The organism is Paradesertivirga mongoliensis (assembly GCF_024436395.1).
GTDB classification, from domain to species: Bacteria; Bacteroidota; Bacteroidia; order Sphingobacteriales; family Sphingobacteriaceae; genus Paradesertivirga; species Paradesertivirga mongoliensis.
In genome coordinates this window covers 653876-674303 of the sequence record NZ_JAFMZO010000003.1, presented here as the reverse complement: position 1 = coordinate 674303, position 20428 = coordinate 653876, and the positions used below count along the sequence as shown (strand labels likewise).

The window sequence follows — 20428 nt, the reverse complement described above, 5'->3', positions numbered from 1 at the left end:
CTATCCGCCATCTTCGCAAAGCCTTAGCCGTTAGCGGCAAGCATACGAAACCTGAATAACAACTTAGACGATTAATGAACAAAATAATTCTAGGTCTCATGATTGGAGGTGTTCTCGGACTTTCTGCAGGATACTTTATCACAACAATATTTCTTACTTCTGAGCCAATTCCAAAAGGATATGTACGAGTCCATGTGAAAAACCTATCTGGACAAAATATTAAGAATCTTACCCTTATAGAGGAAGGTGGAAGTATTGAAATAAAGAATTTTTCAAATTCAGATTCTGCCGACCTTATATTCAGAAACAAAGGAGAAAACTCCTATAAAGTTATATGATGACTCAAAGATAACTTCGAGAGGGAACTATGTGGAAGCTGGCTACCGGACTACTGAGACAATTTATCGGGACAGGATAAAGACCGCCTTTGATACTTATTGACTGAACAAAATGCCAGCAGGTAACACAGGATTTAAAATATGCCCGGGCGACCTGAATCTCGTTGCTTTTCTTCTTTTTAATTACTTTAGTGCTGGGTGACAGGTGACTGCCATTTAATCGACACAACCTAACCCTTAACCGTTAGCAGAAATTAAATGAACCGTCGAACCGTACTAGCCATTTCAGCAGCGACATTTATTGTTCTTTCTTTCGCCTACGACAACTTTTATACGACCGACATGATTATTGGAACCTATGTTTATGACTTTCCGTGGATTGTTGCCGAAGGACCAAGTAAGGGTGACAAATTGATTTTGAAGGAAAACGGCGACTTTGAAAGCGACACTTGGGGAAAGGGAGTTTACAAATTGGATGGCTCAAGACTACAATTGAACTATAGCTGTGAATTTGGAAAGGCTGGTTTCGAGACCAGTATTTACCGACGCTTTTTTTGGGGGAAACCTCGAATTAGTATTGAACGCGACATTGGGTATTACTTTCGAAAAAAAGATTAACTTCTGCTAACACAGCCTATTGCAAAAATGGCCGGTGATGTTTATCCTGAAGTTTTTTTACATTTAATTAAGTTTTGTGCCAGGTGACCACGAAGTGCTTTCTATCCGCCATCTTCCTTCGCAAAGCCCTTAAACGTTACCTGTAAATGTAAAGGACCTAGTAAGCTACAGCTGACACTATTTGTAGCTTCTACTTCTATTAACTTCTAAAGCTTTACCTCGATATATTCCCTTTGCTATATCTCCATTTTGTAACTTCAAAATAAATTGAATATCTAAATCTCCACTCCGATTTTCTATTGAAATAGTTCCTTCAGCAATTTCTACTACATGATTGTTAACTTTAACAGAACCGTTGAATTGAAATGGAAGACGTTGATTAAGATTAGCTGAGGAAAACTGATAAACACCATTAGAGAGATTTGAAGTGTTATTACTTGTTAGTGAGAAATAAACATAGGTTTTGGCTTTAGTTAAGTCTTCATATTGATTAATTAAATCTACTTCAAACTTTGGTTTTATCCCATATGACTCATTAGCTATGATGGCGGAGTTAAGCGAAAATTTGTTATTGCCTATTGTCAAGAAATTTTTCAAAATATCCTTATTGAAGCTAGACAGCGATATAACGCAAAAAAGGGCTAGGGAAAAGAGAGGCGATTTCATGTTTTTTATTTCATTGATGTTTGTTTCCACTCAATTCCATATTGAACCGGTAAAAATTCTGGATAACTAATCTGATACTTGAAATAACAACATCTACCAGGTAGCTAGGTTTAAATTATGCCTGTTGAAGCGGTTTTCGAATTATTCTGCTTTTTAGCTACTTTAGGGGTACCCGACACGGAAGTGCTGTAATCGGGCACAATATAAACCTTAACCCGTTATGCGCAACCATAAAACATGATAAGCAGAATATCACGAGCATCAACATTGGGTTTTGCGTATTGCATAGGACAAAGTTTTTTCGAGGCAATTTTAGGCTATTGTCTATCGCTGCTTCATGTGACGAGTAACGTGAACATGGAAGGAGCTCTATATTACTTTTTTATGCGATTCACTGTTACTTCAGTTCTTTATCTCTTAGTATTCTGTCTTGCTTTTACTAGATCAATTAACGTTCTTCCATCTGTCGTGGCATTTGGGCTTAACTTGATAATTTTAAGCGTGTTTCTGTATACAGGACTTTTGCGCCAAAGCCCATATTCTTTCGCTCTAGCTTCCATCTTGACTGGAATTAGCTTTATTCTAATTGACCATTTAATAAGACGGAGAATTGAAAATAAAAATGGTAGCGTATAACACAGGCTCTGTTGCAATTGCGGGTGAAGTAGTTTATGGTATTTCGCTGCTTTCTACTACATTAGTGCGGCTTGAAAGTGACGTGCGATTAATCCGCAACTGCAACAAGCCTTAACAGTTAAAAAAAACGACTAATCGACTATGAAATACAATATTACATTCATTCTTCTCTTTATTACGACACTTGCATTTGGGCAACAAATAACATATTCGGGCTGGAAAGAAGAAGCAAAAACTGAAATACGCCTTTTGCCAAAATATGGAAATGCGATAAAGACTAAAGAGCAAAAAGCATCCGACCAAGAGCTAATACAGACTTATTTAAAACAAGCTGGAACTAACCGTAAAGCCTCGGAACTCCTAGTTAAACTCGGCTTTGATTATTTATATAAGCAAGACCTAAAAACAGCTATGTATAGGTTTAATCAAGCTTGGCTTCTCGACCCAACAAATGAAAATGTGTTTTGGGGTTTCGGTGCCATTTATTTTTCATTCGGAGATTTTGAAAGTGGAATGTACCAGTACGACGAAGGATTAAAGTTAAATCCTAACAGTTCAAACATTCTGACAGACAAAGCTACTGTCTATATGACAAGGTTTATGAAAAGTAATAGCGATAAAGATTTTAATTTGGCTATAAACCACTTTAAAAAATCTTACTCTATTGATTCGAAAAATCAAAATACACTTTTTAAGATGTCTGCATGTTACTTTGTAAAAAAGGACTGCGATAATGCGTGGAAATATTATAACGAATGTAAAGAACTCGGCGGTCGACCGATAACAAAAGAATATACAGAAGCTTTAACACGAAGTTGCAAAAGATAAACGCCACATAACAAAGTATTTGAATCATGCGGGCGGATGTGGTAGTACCAAGTAATATGCTTTTTAAGGGTATTTTAGTTCTGGCACAAAATGACGTGCGTTTAATCCCGCACAATACAAATACAAACCGTTAGAAAATATATTACTACCTGAATGCCAACATGCCGAATTCAAAACTTGACAAGATCAAATTAAAACCTAATTCAGAAATAGAGGTGTTCAGCTTATCGAAGGCGGACTACGACTTCTTGACATCAACTGTTGTTCCAAAAGCTAGAAGGAATTTTTTTTGGGTTGCGGTAGTATTTTTAACCTTAATACCTGTTATGCCATATTTCCCAGCGAGAATGACCGGTAGGACCCTTATTGAAAAAATGAGTTACGAATCTGCAATTGTTCTATACTGTTTTCTAAATAGCCTTATGATTTGTCTAGTTTATTACTTTGGAATAGTCCAGCTAATGCGCGATATTAATCATGGCCAGAAATGCAGATACCGGACCCGCGTTGAAAGAAAATTTTGGAGGGGTGACGAAAAGTTTGAATTGGAACTAGAAAGCCGGCCTAAAAATGTACGTGAGAAAATATTTTTAGATAAATCTGAATTCTATAAATGGTTCAAGACTGATTTGATTGAAATTGAGTATTTAATAAGGACAGGAAGAATTCTTATTTATCGGAAAGTTGAGACGACATAGAAATACATCTGCTACATAGTCCATTGCAAAATGGCGGGTGAAGTTATTCTCGAAACTTTCTACATTTAAAAGCTTTGTGCTGGGAGTCAAATGCACAGGAGAGGAGAAAATGCAGCCAAGTGCTTCTTTCCTAATAAAACGATTACTAACGTTAGTCAGAATTTTAGTCAAGAATTCCAAAGAATATTAATCTATAAAGTATGGAAGAAGATATTAAATCTTATAATTCACAACAAAATCAAGTGGATAAAGAGATTTGCGACAAAATTGCTGCTATGATCAGTGCCGAATTAACTGAGGCTGAATGCAAAATTTGGCACAAGCATCCTGTCTGGTTCTTAAATGGAAATCCAATTGTAGGCTATAGTAAACAAAAAGCTGGAATTCGATTAATGTTTTGGAGTGGCGCAGACTTTGACGAGGCAGAATTAAACGTGAAAGGTAAAAAATTTAAGGACGCGTCTATATTTTATAATAGCATCTCAGAGATAAAAGCAAGCGATATACAAAGGTGGTTGAAGAAGTCCCGAATTGTACAATGGGATTACAAAAACATAATAAAACGAAAAGGCCGACTAGAAAGACTGGAATAAACGAACCCAAAGATTGTTATGAAACTCTCTTCAAAAGCAGAAAGCCTTCTGGCTCAAATCGGTGCTAAAACTAAGCTAGGGGACTTACGCAAAATTGCTAAGGAAATCAAAAAGGATCACGAGCTGGCTATGGAGCTATGGTCAACCGGGGGATTTTTGCCCAGGCAATTAGCGATATTAATTATGGACAATAAGCTTCTTTCACAAGATTTGATTAACAAACTTGATAAGGATATGCAAGCTCATCCATTTAACGAGCGCAGCCAACTAATAGACTGGTTGATGGCCAACCAACTCACCAAAGACAAAAAGACAGTTGCGCTGATTGAGTCGTGGGAAGATAGTCCTTCTGCTCTTCAACGGCGGGTATTCTGGTATTACCAGGCCCGATTAAGGTGGGTAGGACAAACGCCTCCTGCTAACACTGCAGATTTGTTAACGAAAATAGAATTTAACATTGCCAATGAAGAACCAGAAGTTCAATGGGCAATGAATTTTGCCGCAGGCTGGGTTGGAGTTTATGAAAAACAATATCGAAATCGGTGTATAGATCTCGGGGAAAAAACTGGTCTTTATAAAGGCGAGATGGTGTCGAAAGGATGTACTCCCAATTATTTGCCGGAGTTCATTGAGATGGAAAGTAATAAACGAAATTTATGATTAAGGGTGAAAAATCAATCTGCTTCTCACACCAGTAAAGTGTAGTTGTATAGGAGACACTTCACTTTTATACCGTCTAACACTAAATCGATATCAAATAATTAACAGGCAAATCATCCATACAAATGGAATTCAACCCAAGCAATGCTATCGTTCAACTCTGCCTTCAAGGTATGGGCATGGAAGAAAAGGGTAAGCCCGGGGAAGCCGGTAAGCTATTTCTTCAAGCCTGGAACGAAGCTACCAACCCCTTTGAGAAGTTTCTTGCTGCGCATTATCTTGCCCGGCATCAACCAACGGTTTCCGACAAGTTGAAATGGCTGGAAACGGCTTTGCAAATTGCGTTAGAAATAAATAATGATGCGGTTAAGAGCGCTTTCCCCGGACTTTATCTAAATATTGCCCAATGCTATGAAGAGTTGGGCGACCTTGTCAACGCAAAGAAGAATTATAGATTAGCAGCTTCTTTTAAGGATAAACCTTCCGACAAAGGTCCCTTTTATCATGGAACGAGAGCAGATTTGCAGATTGGTGATCTGCTAAACCCGGGCGGAAGCTCTAATTACAAGCCAGACCTCAAAATGAATCATATTTATTGTACAGCTCTGGTTAACGGGGCCGGACTTGCTGCCGCGTTGGCAAAAGGCGAGGGACCTGAACGTGTGTATATGGTTGAACCGACGGGGAGTTTTGAAAACGATCCGAATGTAACAGATAAGAAGTTTCCGGGCAACCCCACACGCTCGTATCGTTCTTTGGAACCACTAAAAATTGTTGACGAAATAACAGACTGGCTGCGGCAAACACCTGAGGAAATTCAGAAATGGCGTGAGAAGCTGGCCAACAACACAGGCGATATTATTAATTAAATTCGCGGAGGCACAGCTTAAATTATAAGTAAGTATGAGGAAAATAATTGCAGCCATGAACATGACCCTTGACGGGTTTTGCGACCATACGGCAGGGATTGCAGATGAAGAGCTACATCAGCATTTTGCTGATCTATTGAAAAGCGCTGATACAATACTTTATGGAAGAATAACCTACCAGCTTATGGAGTATTGGAGAACTGTGGTGGAAGAGCCAACCGGTTACAAGTCCACGGATGAATTTGCTGTCATCATGGATCAAATTCCTAAAGTTGTTTTTTCGCGCACGCTGAAAAAGCTCGATTGGAAAAGCGCCAGGCTGGCAAATCAAAGTCTTGAGAAAGAAGTTTCGGAACTTAAACAGCAAGCGGGCGGAGATATCCTGGTAGGCAGTCCGAGTTTAATTGTAGCCCTAACGCAGCTCGGCTTGATTGATGAATACCAACTCTGTGTTCATCCCGTTATCTTAGGAGAAGGTTTGACCTTGTTTAAAAATATAAGCGATAAGATTATTCTGAAACTCTTAAAAACAAAGACCTTTGGCTCTGGTACGATCGCCCTTTATTATGAGCCGGCAAGCCGAACAACCAGCCAGGAACAGCCTTAATTCTGCTATCAAGCTAAGCTGCCCATGAATTGCCAAATGGAGATTATCTGGCAGTTTTCTTTTACTTTAGTGGTCACTTAAAGAACCTCTAAAAAATTAGGGGGAATGTCTGACAACACGCGGGCATATCGACAAACAATCAAAACTATGTCAATAACAACAGAAGCCGAATTAATCGGGATGCAAAAAGCGAGTGAAGCTGTGGCTGAAGCCTTAAAGGCAATGAGAAACTATGCCCAACCCGGTATCACCACGAAACAATTAGACGATTACGGAGCTGCTATACTTTCAGATTTTGGAGCGAAATCAGCGCCGTTGTTAACCTACAACTTTCCGGGCTGGACTTGCATTAGCGTGAATAATGAGTTTTGCCACGGCATTCCGTCTGATAAGCGGATCCTGAAGGAAGGTGATTTAGTGAATATCGACGTATCGGCCGAGCTGCATGGTTTCTGGTCTGATAACGGAGGCTCATTTGTTATTGGAGAAGACGTTAATCAGCATCAAAAATTGATAGACGCTTCAAAGCAAATCTTATATAAGGCCATCTACAATATAAAAGGCGGGGTTCGTATTGCAGACATCGGCCATCTGATAGAGACAGAAGCAAAGAAGCATGGTTACAAAGTGATCAAAAACCTTACCGGGCACGGAGTTGGTCGAAGTCTCCACGAAGAACCGAGCGAAATAGCGAATTACAGAGATCGTTTTAATCAGACAAGGTTTAAGAAGAATTCTGTTGTAGCTATCGAAACGTTTATATCAACCACATCAACCTATGCCGAAACACTGAAAGACGGCTGGACGATGGTTGGAAATAAAGGCGGTTTTATGGCGCAGCATGAGCATGCTATTGTGGTTACGGATGGGGTTCCGATGATATTAACGGAGATGAATGGGATTTGGAACTGAAGCAACCTGAACAGATATTCATAACCAGAGCGTCAGAACTAAAAATTACGAAAAACATTCCCGTCATAAGACACTGCTACTAAGTTGCAGATTGGATCAACGTACTTATCTAATTCAACATATGAGAACAGAAAAAGAGAAAATGATTGCGGGTGAGATGTATGATCCGCTTGATAGAGTATTGGTAGAAGATAGAGTACGAACCCGACTGCTCATAAAGGCACTGAATGAAACTCCTGAAGACGACCCGGAAACGCGGAGCAGGATAATGGGAGAGCTTCTGCCTCAGGCCAGTCGGGATTTGTGGTTGCAGCCACCTTTTTATTGTGACTATGGCTATAATATGAAAGTTGGCGAACGGGTGTTTTTCAACTTCAACTGCGTTGTGCTTGATGTGGCGCCGGTTACCATCGGAAGCCGTACTATGTTTGCACCCAATGTACAGGTGTATACTGCGACGCATCCAATCGACCATGTCGAAAGAAGTTCGGGACGTGAGTATGCAAAACCTATTGTAATTGGTGAAGATGTGTGGATAGGGGGTGGTAGCATAATTTGTCCCGGCGTTAGTATTGGCGATCGCAGTGTAATAGGGGCAGGGAGTGTGGTGACTAAAGATATTCCTGCGGATGTTGTTGCGGCGGGTAATCCCTGCAGAGTGATCAGACCGATTCGACCAGGGGAGAAATAGGCTTTCGAACGCTTGTTGTTCGAGGCGCTAACAAGCTAAAAGCGATATCAAATAGTCGGCAAATTTAAGGTGCCTCTACAGGTTGTCGGCTAGCGTTAAATAGTTGTTTCTTTATGCTGACCATGAGTGCTATCAGTATAAAGACAATTGGTAGGAAAAGCACCAATGCCTGAATAATATACAGCTTTGTTGGAATTTCACCCCAATAATAGCCTGATTCTTTAGTTGCTTCAAAAAGGATAAAAGATAGCACGTTTCCTGCCAGAGCGGCTACAACCAGCCGCTTTAGGGTATAGCCGAAAGATATATGCTTTTTCCAAAACGAAAGAGCAAATTTGGTAAGGCCAGACAATGTAACTAGCGTTAGCAGATAGATTGCGATGATTTTGAAGAACTCGGCAGTCATGTTCTGGTAATTTGTTATTTGGTAGGTACAAAGATAATCTGTTGCCACGAAACCTACCCGTTCGGTGCTAATTATAATAGTGAAACGCAGACATCCTGAGCCGTATGAGCGCAGCACGGGACTGTAATTTACCACAAAGCCGAAACTTGCGTTCCAAATTCTCTCGAAAATAAAAAATCCCGGCGCGAAGGCCAGGATTCTAATATATTTTAGGAGAGTATTAAGCCGATACTTTGCTTAATTCTTCTGCCATGGCTGCGCCAATTTCTGCTGGAGACTCTACTACGCGAATTCCGCATTCGGCCATAATTCTCATTTTAGCGGCTGCGGTATCATCTGCACCGCCAACGATAGCTCCTGCGTGACCCATACGGCGTCCCGGAGGCGCGGTTTGGCCGGCGATAAATCCTACAACAGGTTTTGTTCCATTTTCTTTAATCCAGTAAGCAGCTTCTGCTTCCATTCCTCCGCCGATTTCACCGATCATGATGATACCTTTAGTTTCCGGATCGTTCATTAAAAGTTTAACCGCTTCTACCGTTGGAGTTCCGATGATTGGGTCGCCACCGATACCGATTGCTGTAGTGATACCTAAACCAGCTTTAACTACCTGATCAACTGCCTCGTATGTTAAGGTTCCTGATTTAGAAACTACACCTACTGAACCTTTTTTGAAGATGAACCCAGGCATGATACCAATTTTTGACTCATCGGCGGTAATAATGCCCGGACAGTTAGGGCCAATCAGACGGCAATCTCTATCGCTGATATATTCTTTTACCAGGATCATGTCCTTGGTTGGGATACCTTCGGTAATACAAACGATCACTTTTATTCCGGCTTCAGCGGCTTCCATAATGGCATCTGCTGCGAAAGCGGGAGGTACGAAAATAATAGAAACGTCGGCGCCGGTTTTATCTACAGCTTCTTTTACAGTGTTAAATACGGGTCTGTCGAGGTGCGACTGACCGCCTTTTCCTGGGGTAACCCCGCCTACTACCTGGGTTCCGTATTCAATCATTTGTGATGCGTGATACGTGCCCTCGTTGCCTGTAAAGCCCTGAACGATAACTTTTGAATCTTTATTTACTAATACACTCATTTTGACGTTTTTTCTAAAGTTTTGCAAACTTAGAGAAAATTTTCGGCAAATAAATTTGAGAAATTGAGAATTTTGAAGGTTTTTGGTTGAAAAACAGCTGCTAATGCTATTGTGATTTGAGAGTTTGCACGTTTTTATCAGGAATTTTTGTTTTTAGGCTCTGCCCGGCGCTTCGTAGATTTTAAAGAGGGGGCGACTACACACTTGCCGGATTACCCCTTCGCTATACTACTGCGCTCTTTTCGATGCCTGTTGAGTTGAACTGCAGATCGTAAAGGCGCTTGTAGTAGCCGTTCAATTTAAGAAGTTCCTGATGGGAGCCTGCCTCCTTAATTTCGCCGTGATCGAGAACAATGATCTTATCGGCGTTTTGTATAGTCGACAGTCGGTGTGCAATTACAATCGAGGTACGTCCTTTCATCAACTTTTCGATCGTTTGCTGTATAAGATGTTCGGTTTCGGTGTCTACCGAGGATGTTGCCTCGTCTAATACCAGGATTTTTGGATTGTAAACCAGTGCCCTGATAAAAGAAATTAACTGCGCCTGTCCGGATGATAGCGTTGCCCCTCGTTCCATCACATCGTAATCGTAGCCACCGGGCAGACGCTCTATGAAGTCGTGAGCGCCGGCATCTTTTGCTGCGGCAATCAATTGTTCGCGACTTATAGCGGGATTGTTGAGGCTGATGTTTTTATCTACAGTATCCGAAAAGAGAAAAACATCCTGAATAACCGTGGCAATCTGGGTTCTTAAAAAGTCGAGTTTATAGTCGCGGATATCTGTTCCGTCGATTTTTACGCTTCCTTTGCTGATCTGGTAGAAGCGGTTAAGGATATTAATGACTGACGATTTTCCGGCACCGGTTGCACCCACCAGGGCAAGCGTTTCGCCTGGCTTAATTGAAAAGCTGATGTCTTTCAAAATCCAGTGTGGTTCTTCTTCACTTTCCTGATCAGGCTGATAGGTAAACCATACTTTTTCAAAGGAAATTTCACCTTTAATATTGTCCGGGATTAAATGACCGGTGTCTTCTTCGATGTCGGTATGATCCAGAACACTGAAAACCCGCTCTGCGCCTACCATTCCCATTTGGAGGGTGTTAAATTTATCGGCAAGCTCGCGGATAGGCCTGAACATCATGTTGACGAACATAATGAACAGCACTATGGTACCCGGTGTAATCTCGTGAAGTATGATTTGCTTCGATCCATACCAAACCAGCAGGCCTATTGATAGTGCTGATATTATCTCCACTACAGGAAAGAAAATGGAGTAATACCAGTTCGAGCGGATATTTGCGTCGCGGTGCCTGGCATTGATTTGCTTGAATTTACGCATCTCCTGATTCTCGCGTGCAAAGTATTTTATGATGCTCATGCCGGAAATATGTTCCTGCAAAAAGGTGTTAAGGTTTCCTACCTGCGTTCGAACATCCTGAAAAGCTGATTTTATGGCTTCTTTAAATACATAACTTGCCAGGATTAGAAGCGGCATTGGTGCCAGTACAACCAGGGTGAGTTCCCAATCAATAAAAAGCATTATTCCGAGAATAATTAAGAGCTGCAGTATATCGCCGATTATTACAATAAGTCCTTCTGAAAATATCTCGGAAATTGTTTCAAGGTCGGATACGGTTCGGGTAATGAGCTGACCAATGGGTGTGCGATCAAAGTAACGGAGTTTGAGCTTGGTAATGTGGTTAAATACTGCTATTCTAAGATCTCGGACAGTAGATTGGCCAAGAGTATTTGTAATATAGGTGTGGTAATATTGAGCGATAGTTTGAAGGATAAGTAATCCAAGCATCAACAAAGTGATGTTTAACAAGCCTTCGTAGTTGTCTGTAAAGATGTGTTTGTCGAGCGTGTATTGGATAAGTAAAGGACGCAGCGGAGCCAAAATGGCAAGAATAATGGTAAGTGCAACAGACCATGTGAAAATCTTCTTATAGGGCTTCACATACTCAAAGACCCGTTTTAATAAATTTATATCGTACGCTTTTCCTGCAACTTTTGCCATATCTTAAGGGCATTATCAGAGTGGGATATTGCCGTGTTTTTTTCTGGGCTGATTAACTACTTTGTTTTGAAGCATGTTAAACGCTTTGATCAGTTTTATACGTGTTTCGGCAGGTTCAATTACCTCGTCGATAAACCCCCGTTCTGCCGCCCGGTAAGGGTTGGCAAAAATATCCGAATATTCCTTTTCTTTCTCAAGCCATTTGGCATTATGATCTGTGGCTGACGCGATTTCTTTCTTGAAGATAATTTCGGCAGCACCTTTGGCGCCCATTACGGCAATTTCGGCCGAAGGCCATGCATAGTTCATATCTGAGCCGATGTGTTTGGAATTCATTACATCGTAGGCACCACCATAGGCTTTGCGCGTGATAACAGTAATCCGTGGGACGGTGGCTTCGCAGAACGCATAAAGCAATTTTGCCCCGTTTACTATAATTCCGTTCCACTCCTGATCGGTGCCCGGCAGAAAGCCAGGTACATCTTCAAACACCAGAAGCGGAATATTAAAGCAGTCGCAAAACCTTACAAAACGTGCCGCCTTGGTAGAGGCTTTTATGTCGAGTACACCAGCGAGAAATGCGGGCTGATTAGCAACGATGCCAATACTTCTCCCTGCGATGCGGGCGAAGCCAACAACGATATTTTCGGCAAAGTTTTTATGAACCTCAAAGAATGAATCTTCGTCGGCTACCTTGTTAATGACATCGCGGATATCGTAAGGCTGATTGGCGTTTTCGGGAAGAATGGAATTCAACTCGGGAATGGTCTCATTTCGGGCTTCATATTCAAGGTTTGGCGCCACGTCTTCGCAATTTTGCGGCATATAACTTAGAAGCTTCTTGATATTATCGATGGCCTCAATCTCATTTTCGCAGGCAAAATGGGTTACTCCTGATTTTATAGAATGTGCAGAAGCTCCCCCTAATTCTTCGGAGGTAACTTCTTCATGGGTAACCGTTTTGACAACGTTCGGACCGGTGACGAACATATATGACGTATGTTCTACCATTAAGATAAAGTCGGTAATGGCAGGCGAATAAACGGCCCCGCCGGCGCATGGGCCCATAATGGCCGAAATCTGGGGTACCACACCAGATGCCAGCGTGTTGCGGTAAAAAATGTCTGCGTAACCGCCCAGAGATACCACCCCTTCCTGGATCCTTGCTCCGCCCGAGTCGTTCAGGCCAATTACAGGAGCTCCGTTTTTCAGCGCAAGATCCATGATCTTACATATTTTTTCGGCATGAGTTTCGGACAGCGAGCCACCAAAGACGGTGAAATCCTGAGAGAAAACATAAACAAGGCGCCCATTAATATTGCCGTAGCCGGTAATTACACCATCGCCCGGGTACTTCTCTTTCTCCATTCCGAAATCTGTGGAACGATGAGTTACCAGCATTCCTATTTCTTCGAAGGAACCTTCATCCAATAGAAAATGAAGGCGTTCACGCGCGGTTAGTTTGCCTTTTTTGTGCTGGCTTTCTATCCGGTGTTCGCCACCGCCTTTAAAAGCCTGCTCGCGCTTATGCTGCAGTTGAGTTATTTTATTTTTCACGGTCTGTTAAAAAAGCAAAGTACAGAATAATTTCGGGATGTGTTTTCCTTGCAAAGATTGAACACGCGACGGGGCTTTTAAATTTAATTTTTGTGTAAAAAAAATGTTAAAGTCCGAAAATCGTTTCAATTATAATACTTTTGCATCCGGACTTTATGAAAAAAGAGAGATCTATCAGATGGTACAGCATTCTTTTTCTGGGCGTCTTCTTCGTGAAGATGGCTTTGTCTGCAGCACCCTTAATTGTGTCGCACTTCGATAAGAAGACGGTGAACGCAGTTATTATGCAGCTCGAAATTGAGAATCATGCAAAATCCAGTGATGTAAAAGAGACCTCAGTAAAGGAGTTTTTCACATTGGGAAACTTTGGTCTTATCCCTTTACATTCAGCTCTGCTTGTGTTAACCGAAATGATAACTGTTGACCACGACAAGCATATCAGAGCTTTTTATCCAGCTGTACCCACCCCCCCTCCAAACTGCTAAGGACTTCTGTTCTTATTTAATTTACGTATACCCGGGTGCCCCGGGACTTTAATCTTATTTTCTTATTATTTATTAAACGCACAAGTTTATGGCAGCGAATTATGCCCCTGCGACATCCGGTGTCAAAAATTTTTTCTCGCCGCAAAACCTGAAAAAGGATTTACCGGCTAGTATAGTTGTTTTTTTGGTTGCTTTACCTCTTTGTCTTGGTATTGCATTAGCTTCGGGTGCACCCCTGTTTGCAGGTGTGTTAACCGGAATTATAGGTGGAATTGTTGTTGCGTCTTTTAGTGGCTCGCAATTAAGTGTAAGTGGCCCGGCGGCGGGTTTAACCGTGATTGTTTTCGGAGCAATTACTCAATTGGGAGCTTATCCCACATTTCTTTTGGCCATATTGCTTGCCGGAGTAATGCAAGTAATTTTGGGATTTATTAAGGCGGGCACCATCGCGAACTATTTTCCTTCATCAGTAATCGAAGGAATGCTCGCTGCGATAGGGATTATTCTGATTCTAAAGCAGATCCCACATGCCTTGGGTTATGATACCGATTTTGAGGGCGACGAGAGCTTCCAGCAATTGCATGGTGGTGGTAACACATTTTCCACACTAGCAGCTGCATTAAGTAAGGTAAGTTATGGGGCTGTTATTGTAAGCGCCTTATCGCTTGTAGTTCTTATTTACTGGCCTAAAGTGAAGAAACTTAGTGTTGTCCCTGCCGCCCTGGTGGTTGTGGTGATCGGAGTTGTTCTGAGCCAGCTGTTTGAAGGAACACAATTTGCTATTAAGGACGAGCATCTGGTGAAAATACCCGTAGTAAGCTCGCTCACAGAGTTTACCGGTCTCTTTGTATTTCCGGATTTTTCACAGATAGGTAACCAGGATGTATGGGTTGTCGCTATAACCATCGCAATAGTAGCTAGTTTGGAAACCTTGTTAAGCGTAGAAGCGGTTGATAAAATAGATCCGCTTAAACGTGTTTCTCCAACTAATCGCGAGCTTGTTGCCCAAGGGGTAGGAAACATGACCAGCGGATTATTAGGCGGACTGCCCATGACTGCGGTAATCGTACGGTCGTCTGCAAATGTTAATTCTGGCGCGCGCACAAAAATGAGCGCTATCTTTCATGGTATGTGGCTCTTGCTGGCCCTGCTTGCAATTCCAACGGTTATTAACCTTATTCCGCTGTCGTGCCTTGCGGCGATACTTTTAATGACAGGTTATAAATTAGCTAAAATTGGCCTCTTTGCCAAAATGTGGAGAAGCGGATACAGTCAGTTTGTTCCCTTTGTGGTTACCGTTTTGGCGGTGGTTTTTACCGACCTCTTAAAGGGTGTTGCACTCGGTATGGTGGTGTCTATTTACTTTATTCTGAGAAACAATCTGAGGAATCCTTATTTTTATCGGATTGGCTCTCACGGAGATAAGAAAGTAATTGACATTAATCTGGCCGAAGAGGTATCCTTTTTAAATAAGGCGGCGATTCAGTACACTCTGGCACACCTGCCGCATGAAACCAATGTAAGGATTGATGGTAGTAATTGTCGCTATATAGATCCGGATGTCCTGGAGGTGATCCACAACTTTAAACATAATGCCTATACCAAAGCTATAATTGTAGAGCTGGTGAATATCAAAGACAAGTATGATATTCCAAAACTTAAGGAACTGATTTATAAACCAGAAAACGTTTAACCAAACATGGCATCCAACAATAAAGATATCTCTGCAGGCCTTCCTGCTGGAGATGCCAGCGCAAAGGATTCTAAAAGTTACGACTCATTACTCCAGGGAAATAAAAACTTCGTTGAAGGGATAGTAAGCAACGATCCGGACTATTTCAAAAGACTTGCCGAAGGGCAGAATCCAGAAGTTTTATGGATAGGTTGTTCAGACAGTCGTGTTCCTGCCAACCAGCTAACGGGAACCAAGCCAGGTGAAATATTTGTTCATCGAAACATTGCGAATGTTTGTGTTCATACCGATATGAATATGCTTAGCGTGCTGGACTATGCGGTAAACGTATTAAAAGTAAAGCATGTTATCGTAGCCGGCCATTACGGTTGTGGTGGCGTAGCGGCAGCCATGGGAAACAAGCAAGTCGGAATTATTGACAATTGGCTGAGACATATTAAGGATGTATATCGTTTGCACTCGGATGAACTTGACTCCATTTCGGACGAAAAGCTTCGGGTGGACCGTTTGGTGGAGCTAAACGTTACCGAGCAGGTATACAACGTTTGTAAAACAAATATCGTCCAGAACGCGTGGAAAGAACGTACCGACCTTCAAATCCATGGTTGGGTAATCGATATCCGCAGCGGCTATGTTAAAGATTTAAACATCAGCTGCAGCAATACAGATAACCTTGAAAAGGTTTTCGCTTTTGATTAATACGATTAATTGAAGCCGGCAATCCGGCTTTGATTGAAAGACTGAAGAAGATAGTTCAGAAATTTAAAAATAACCCTGTAAGCCAAACGCTCGCGGGGTTATTTTTTATGCAAGTACATCTTCTGCGTAGGCTTCAAGCGGAGGGCAGGAACAAATAAGTGTTCTGTCGCCATGCGTATCGTTTACTCTCCCTACAGAAGGCCAGAACTTGTGTTCTGCGACGTAAGGGAGCGGAAATGCCGCGACTTGTCTCGAATAAGGCTTTTTCCATTCTGTCCCTGAGATTATCGCAGCAGTATGCGGGGCATTTTTTAAGGGATTATTTTGCTTGTCAATAGTTCCTCTTTCTACTTCGGCAATCTCGGTACGAATAGCAATCATTGCGTCACAGAAACGGTCAAGCTCGTGTTTTGGCTCAGATTCGGTAGGCTCAATCATTAAGGTTCCCGGAACGGGGAAAGAAACGGTAGGAGCATGGAAGCCATAATCCATAAGTCTCTTTGCTATATCTGTAACCTCTATTCCAAAGTTTTTGAATGCCCGGCAATCCAGAATCATTTCATGAGCGCAACGTCCATTACTTCCGGCATACAAAACGGGGTAATCGTTCTCTAGCCTTGCTTTAATATAATTTGCATTCAGGATGGCATATTTTGTTGCATTGGTTAGCCCTTCGGCGCCCATCATCGCGATGTATGCATGGGAAATAATAAGAATCGACGCTGAACCCCACGGTGCTGCAGACACCGCATGAATGGACTGTGAGTTATTAATATCTACAACCGGATGTCCAGGTAAAAATGGTACCAGATGTTTCGCCACGCCAATCGGGCCCATACCCGGACCGCCGCCGCCATGCGGTATACAGAACGTTTTGTGAAGGTTGAGGTGGCAAACGTCGGCACCTATATTGGCCGGACTGGTTAATCCCACCTGGGCATTCATATTGGCACCGTCCATGTACACTTGTCCCCCATTTTCATGAATGATGTTACATACTTCGATAATAGATTCTTCAAATACACCATGAGTGGATGGGTAAGTTACCATCAGGCAAGACAGATCGTCCTTATGCTCCTCCGCTCTGAAGCGCAGATCAGCCACATCAATATTTCCGTTAATATCGCATTTTACCACCACCACTTTCATACCGGCCATAGCGGCAGAAGCGGGGTTAGTTCCGTGTGCGGATGCTGGTATTAATGCGATATTACGTTTTCCTTCGCCTCTGCTTTGATGATAAGCGCGGATGACCATTAATCCGGCGTACTCGCCCTGGGCGCCAGAATTTGGCTGAAGACTCATCGCGGCGAATCCTGTAATTTCACTGAGCCATTTATTTAGCTCATCAAAAATCTGCATATACCCTCCGGTTTGGTCCAGCGGTGCAAAAGGATGCATCTTGCTAAACTCCGGCCAGGTAACCGGAATCATTTCGGTAGTGGCATTCAGTTTCATGGTGCATGATCCCAGAGGAATCATCGAGTTGCAAAGGGACAAATCTTTGCTTTCAAGAGATTTGATATACCTGAGCATTTCATGCTCAGAGTGGTGTGTATTAAATACCGGGTGAGTCAAAAATTCTGATGTCCGTTGTAGTTCGGGTGAAACCCTGGCTTCAAGTTTAGTTTTCAGCGACTCAATATTTATATCATTAAGGTTCTTTGCTTTTACTTTGGCAAATACTCTTACAATGTTCAGAACGTCCTGAAGGTTGCTGGTCTCGTCAAGCGAGATGGTGATCTCGGAGCCCGAGTAATGAAAATTCATCTCATTATTGAGAGCTTCTCCATGTATAGGATTGGCAAGATCGCCGGCATTCACCCTTATGGTATCAAAGAATGATTTATTCGCCTGTTGATATCCCAGATATTCAAGCGAATCAGCAAGGAGGACCGTTAAGCCATGTACGCGTTCGGCAATGGCTTTAAGGCCATCTTTGCCATGGTATGCGGCGTACATTCCAGCCATAATGGCGAGTAAGGCCTGTGCAGTACAGATATTGGAAGTAGCTTTATCTCTGCGGATATGCTGCTCGCGTGTTTGAAGCGCCATCCGTAAAGCATAATTACCTGCCGAATCGATACTTACGCCAATGATACGGCCGGGCATACTGCGTTTGTATTCTTCCTTAGTGGCGAAATACGCTGCGTGAGGCCCGCCAAATCCCATCGGAACGCCAAATCTTTGTGTGGTTCCAACAACAATATCAGCGCCCCATTCGCCCGGAGGAGTTAAGTAAGTCAGACTTAGAATATCTGCCACTACCGTCAGCTTAATGCTTTTTTCATGGGCTTTATTAGCAAAATCGGTATAATTATAAACAGTTCCGCTGGCTGCAGGATATTGAACAATAGCTCCAAACAGATCGTCGGTTAGTTCTGCGGCCTGATGATTGCCAATTTTTAGTTCTATCCCGTAAGGAGCAGAACGTGTTTTTAAAATATCTATGGTTTGAGGAAAAAGATCCTCTGATACAAAAAAGGTTTTCGCAGCCTGGTTCCTGCGCAGACTGAATTGCATGAACATCGCTTCAGCAGCCGCTGTGCCTTCATCAAGTAAAGATGCGTTGGCAATTTCCATTCCTGTTAAGTCAATAACCATGGTCTGGAAGTTGAGCAGAGCTTGCAAACGCCCCTGAGAGATTTCGGCCTGGTAAGGCGTATATTGTGTATACCATCCCGGATTTTCGAAGATGTTTCTTAAAATTACCGGTGGTGTGATGGTGTCGTAATATCCTTGTCCGATGTACGACTTAAATACCTTGTTTTTGGATGCGGTATCTTTCAATCCGGATAGATAATCGATTTCACTTTTAGCTGCGGGAAGATTGAGCGCTTGCTTTAAGCGAATCTGCTTAGGAATGGTTTGGTCAATTAATTCGTCAAGCGATGCGGCGCCAATGGTCTGGAGCATAGCGTCTGCTTCTGTACTGCTTGGAGCGATGTGACGTGACTCAAATTTTTCCTGGAAATCGATATTTAAACTCATGAAATTGAAAGAATTGTGGGTGCGGCAAAGGTAAGGAAAAAAGGCCTTTTGCCGAAGGGGAGGAAATGAATGTGGAAAAAACTATATTTGATTGACATTTAAGCCTGATGAGAAAAGTACTCGCTTTATTTTTAGGGATTGCTTTGAACACTAACGTATTCGGCCAGGATGCTTTCAAAAAAAATGAGGTATTTCTTGAACTTGGAGGCAACGGATTGCTTGCATCTTTGAATTATGGCCGGCAACTGACTAATAAGCCGGGGCTGGGCTTTCGGGCAGGTGTGGGCACGTACGGAACCGGCACCTTTTTAACTATCCCGGTAGGCGTTAATTATCTGGTCAGACTGATTAAAGATCATACCTTTCTTGATGTCGGGTTCGGTGTTACCTATACGAAAGCGGATTTCAGGGTCGGGATTATAGATTATACAGAAGGAACAGAGCCTGGGCATCAAAGCCTGAATTATATTCCGGGTATTGGCTTGAGAACTTATACGTCAAAAAACTTCATCTGGCGGCTGAATATTGTTGCTATAAAAAACCAGCACGGCTTTATGGGCTACCCCGGAATCGGTTTTGGAAAAAAATTCTAACTGCTAAAGTCACGCTCTAAACCAGCGTCCTCAAGTTGTCTTAAATAGAGCTTTATGGTATGCTCCAGTCCATAATAGAGAGCATCGCATATCAGGGCGTGACCAATGCTTACTTCCAGAAGATTTGGAACGTTAACCGCAAAATATTTTAAGTTGTGCAGGTCCAGATCATGGCCGGCATTTAAGCCCAGACCAGTTTCTGCAGCTATTCTGGCTGCTTGAACATATGGCGCAATTGCTGTTTCCCGATTTTTATGATAAGCATGTGCATATCCTTCGGTGTATAATTCTATCCTGTCTGTACCGGTTTTCGCCGCCGCTTCTACCATTTTTGGATCGGGATCCACAAAAATTGAGACTCGTATCCCTGCTTCTTTAAACAAAGGGATGATATCCCGTAAATATTGCTGATGTTTTATGGTGTCCCAGCCGTGATTGGACGTGATTTGATTTAGGGCGTCGGGTACCAGTGTTACCTGAGCTGGTTTATTGGCCAGTACCAGATCAACGAACTTCTGTTCCTGGCAGTTGCCTTCTATGTTAAATTCGGATTGTATTGCTGATTTTAAATCAAATACATCCTGGTATCTGATATGTCTCTCATCCGGGCGAGGGTGGACAGTAATTCCCTGGGCCCCAAAGCGTTCGCAATCAAGTGCTGTCTCGACCAGGTTGGGGTTGTTCCCACCCCTGGAATTTCGAAGTGTCGCAATTTTATTGATATTAACAGAAAGCCTTGTCATACAAAAAGAATTACCGGTGTTAA

At 42.3% G+C, this 20428-nt stretch carries 21 protein-coding genes and 1 pseudogene; 15 read left to right on the top strand and 7 right to left on the bottom strand.

All coding sequences use genetic code 11. The features are described from left to right. The first annotated feature begins 74 nt into the window (after positions 1-74). A complete protein-coding gene (locus tag J3P43_RS14200) occupies positions 75-338 on the top strand; it encodes a hypothetical protein (protein WP_255903526.1) in 264 nt (87 codons plus the stop codon). A gap of 258 nt (positions 339-596) precedes the next feature. Next, complete coding sequence (locus tag J3P43_RS14195; protein WP_255903524.1) at positions 597-956, top strand: hypothetical protein; 360 nt, start codon at positions 597-599, stop codon at positions 954-956. Positions 957-1133: 177 nt separating this feature from the next. Here J3P43_RS14195 and J3P43_RS14190 read toward each other — a convergent pair whose 3' ends face one another. Then, positions 1134-1652 carry a hypothetical protein gene (locus J3P43_RS14190; RefSeq protein ID WP_255903522.1) on the bottom strand — a complete coding sequence of 173 codons (519 nt, stop codon included), beginning with the start codon at positions 1650-1652 and terminating at the stop codon, positions 1134-1136. A gap of 592 nt (positions 1653-2244) precedes the next feature. On the opposite strand from J3P43_RS14190, the gene J3P43_RS14185 reads away from it, so the two are divergent. The 9 genes and pseudogenes from J3P43_RS14185 to J3P43_RS14145 all read left to right on the top strand — a co-directional run bounded on the left by J3P43_RS14185 (position 2245) and on the right by J3P43_RS14145 (position 8116). Then, on the top strand, positions 2245-2373 hold the full coding sequence (locus J3P43_RS14185; RefSeq protein ID WP_255903520.1) for a hypothetical protein: 129 nt from the start codon (positions 2245-2247) through the stop codon (positions 2371-2373). Positions 2374-2399: 26 nt separating this feature from the next. Continuing rightward, positions 2400-3086 carry a tetratricopeptide repeat protein gene (locus tag J3P43_RS14180; RefSeq protein WP_255903518.1) on the top strand — a complete coding sequence of 229 codons (687 nt, stop codon included), beginning with the start codon at positions 2400-2402 and terminating at the stop codon, positions 3084-3086. 161 nt (positions 3087-3247) lie between these two features. Next, positions 3248-3784, top strand: a complete 537-nt coding sequence (locus J3P43_RS14175) for a hypothetical protein (protein WP_255903515.1) — start codon at positions 3248-3250, stop codon at positions 3782-3784. Positions 3785-3984: 200 nt separating this feature from the next. Continuing rightward, the gene (locus J3P43_RS14170) at positions 3985-4377 is read left to right on the top strand and encodes a DUF1801 domain-containing protein (RefSeq protein ID WP_255903513.1); all 393 of its coding nucleotides are present in this window, start codon (positions 3985-3987) and stop codon (positions 4375-4377) included. A gap of 18 nt (positions 4378-4395) precedes the next feature. After that, on the top strand, positions 4396-5037 hold the full coding sequence (locus J3P43_RS14165) for a DNA alkylation repair protein (protein ID WP_255903511.1): 642 nt from the start codon (positions 4396-4398) through the stop codon (positions 5035-5037). A 491-nt stretch (positions 5038-5528) separates the two neighbouring features. Further along, positions 5529-5906, top strand: a pseudogene (gene arr / locus J3P43_RS19710) (NAD(+)--rifampin ADP-ribosyltransferase); the annotation flags it as partial. A gap of 34 nt (positions 5907-5940) precedes the next feature. Further along, a complete protein-coding gene (locus tag J3P43_RS14155) occupies positions 5941-6513 on the top strand; it encodes a dihydrofolate reductase family protein (protein WP_255903507.1) in 573 nt (190 codons plus the stop codon). A gap of 147 nt (positions 6514-6660) precedes the next feature. Beyond that, the gene (gene map / locus J3P43_RS14150) at positions 6661-7425 is read left to right on the top strand and encodes a type I methionyl aminopeptidase (protein WP_255903505.1); all 765 of its coding nucleotides are present in this window, start codon (positions 6661-6663) and stop codon (positions 7423-7425) included. A gap of 121 nt (positions 7426-7546) precedes the next feature. After that, entirely contained in the window at positions 7547-8116 is a 570-nt protein-coding gene (locus tag J3P43_RS14145; protein WP_255903503.1) for a sugar O-acetyltransferase, read from the top strand. A gap of 64 nt (positions 8117-8180) precedes the next feature. Here J3P43_RS14145 and J3P43_RS14140 read toward each other — a convergent pair whose 3' ends face one another. From J3P43_RS14140 to J3P43_RS14125, 4 genes are all read right to left on the bottom strand, one after another. After that, positions 8181-8657 carry a hypothetical protein gene (locus tag J3P43_RS14140; protein WP_255903501.1) on the bottom strand — a complete coding sequence of 159 codons (477 nt, stop codon included), beginning with the start codon at positions 8655-8657 and terminating at the stop codon, positions 8181-8183. Positions 8658-8742: 85 nt separating this feature from the next. After that, a complete protein-coding gene (sucD, locus tag J3P43_RS14135; RefSeq protein WP_255903499.1) occupies positions 8743-9624 on the bottom strand; it encodes a succinate--CoA ligase subunit alpha in 882 nt (293 codons plus the stop codon). Positions 9625-9847: 223 nt separating this feature from the next. Beyond that, positions 9848-11644 carry an ABC transporter ATP-binding protein gene (locus J3P43_RS14130; protein WP_255903497.1) on the bottom strand — a complete coding sequence of 599 codons (1797 nt, stop codon included), beginning with the start codon at positions 11642-11644 and terminating at the stop codon, positions 9848-9850. A gap of 15 nt (positions 11645-11659) precedes the next feature. Then, positions 11660-13201, bottom strand: coding sequence for an acyl-CoA carboxylase subunit beta (locus tag J3P43_RS14125; RefSeq protein ID WP_255903495.1), 1542 nt, complete (start codon positions 13199-13201; stop codon positions 11660-11662). A gap of 155 nt (positions 13202-13356) precedes the next feature. Between J3P43_RS14125 and J3P43_RS14120 the strand changes: the two genes are divergently transcribed. The 3 genes from J3P43_RS14120 (at position 13357) to can (ending at position 16078) form a co-directional block, all read left to right on the top strand. After that, positions 13357-13686, top strand: a complete 330-nt coding sequence (locus tag J3P43_RS14120; protein ID WP_255903493.1) for a hypothetical protein — start codon at positions 13357-13359, stop codon at positions 13684-13686. An 88-nt stretch (positions 13687-13774) separates the two neighbouring features. Continuing rightward, entirely contained in the window at positions 13775-15379 is a 1605-nt protein-coding gene (locus J3P43_RS14115) for a SulP family inorganic anion transporter (RefSeq protein ID WP_255903491.1), read from the top strand. A gap of 6 nt (positions 15380-15385) precedes the next feature. Next, complete coding sequence (gene can / locus J3P43_RS14110; RefSeq protein ID WP_255903489.1) at positions 15386-16078, top strand: carbonate dehydratase; 693 nt, start codon at positions 15386-15388, stop codon at positions 16076-16078. Between the two features lie 105 nt (positions 16079-16183). Here the strand turns inward: can and gcvP are convergent, their stop codons facing one another. Next, positions 16184-19069, bottom strand: coding sequence for an aminomethyl-transferring glycine dehydrogenase (gene gcvP / locus J3P43_RS14105; protein WP_255903487.1), 2886 nt, complete (start codon positions 19067-19069; stop codon positions 16184-16186). A 107-nt stretch (positions 19070-19176) separates the two neighbouring features. Between gcvP and J3P43_RS14100 the strand changes: the two genes are divergently transcribed. Continuing rightward, the gene (locus tag J3P43_RS14100; RefSeq protein WP_255903485.1) at positions 19177-19662 is read left to right on the top strand and encodes a hypothetical protein; all 486 of its coding nucleotides are present in this window, start codon (positions 19177-19179) and stop codon (positions 19660-19662) included. On the opposite strand, the gene J3P43_RS14095 is transcribed toward J3P43_RS14100, so the two are convergent. Beyond that, on the bottom strand, positions 19659-20405 hold the full coding sequence (locus tag J3P43_RS14095) for a pyridoxine 5'-phosphate synthase (RefSeq protein WP_255903483.1): 747 nt from the start codon (positions 20403-20405) through the stop codon (positions 19659-19661). The genes J3P43_RS14100 and J3P43_RS14095 overlap by 4 nt on opposite strands. Positions 20406-20428 lie beyond the last annotated feature (23 nt).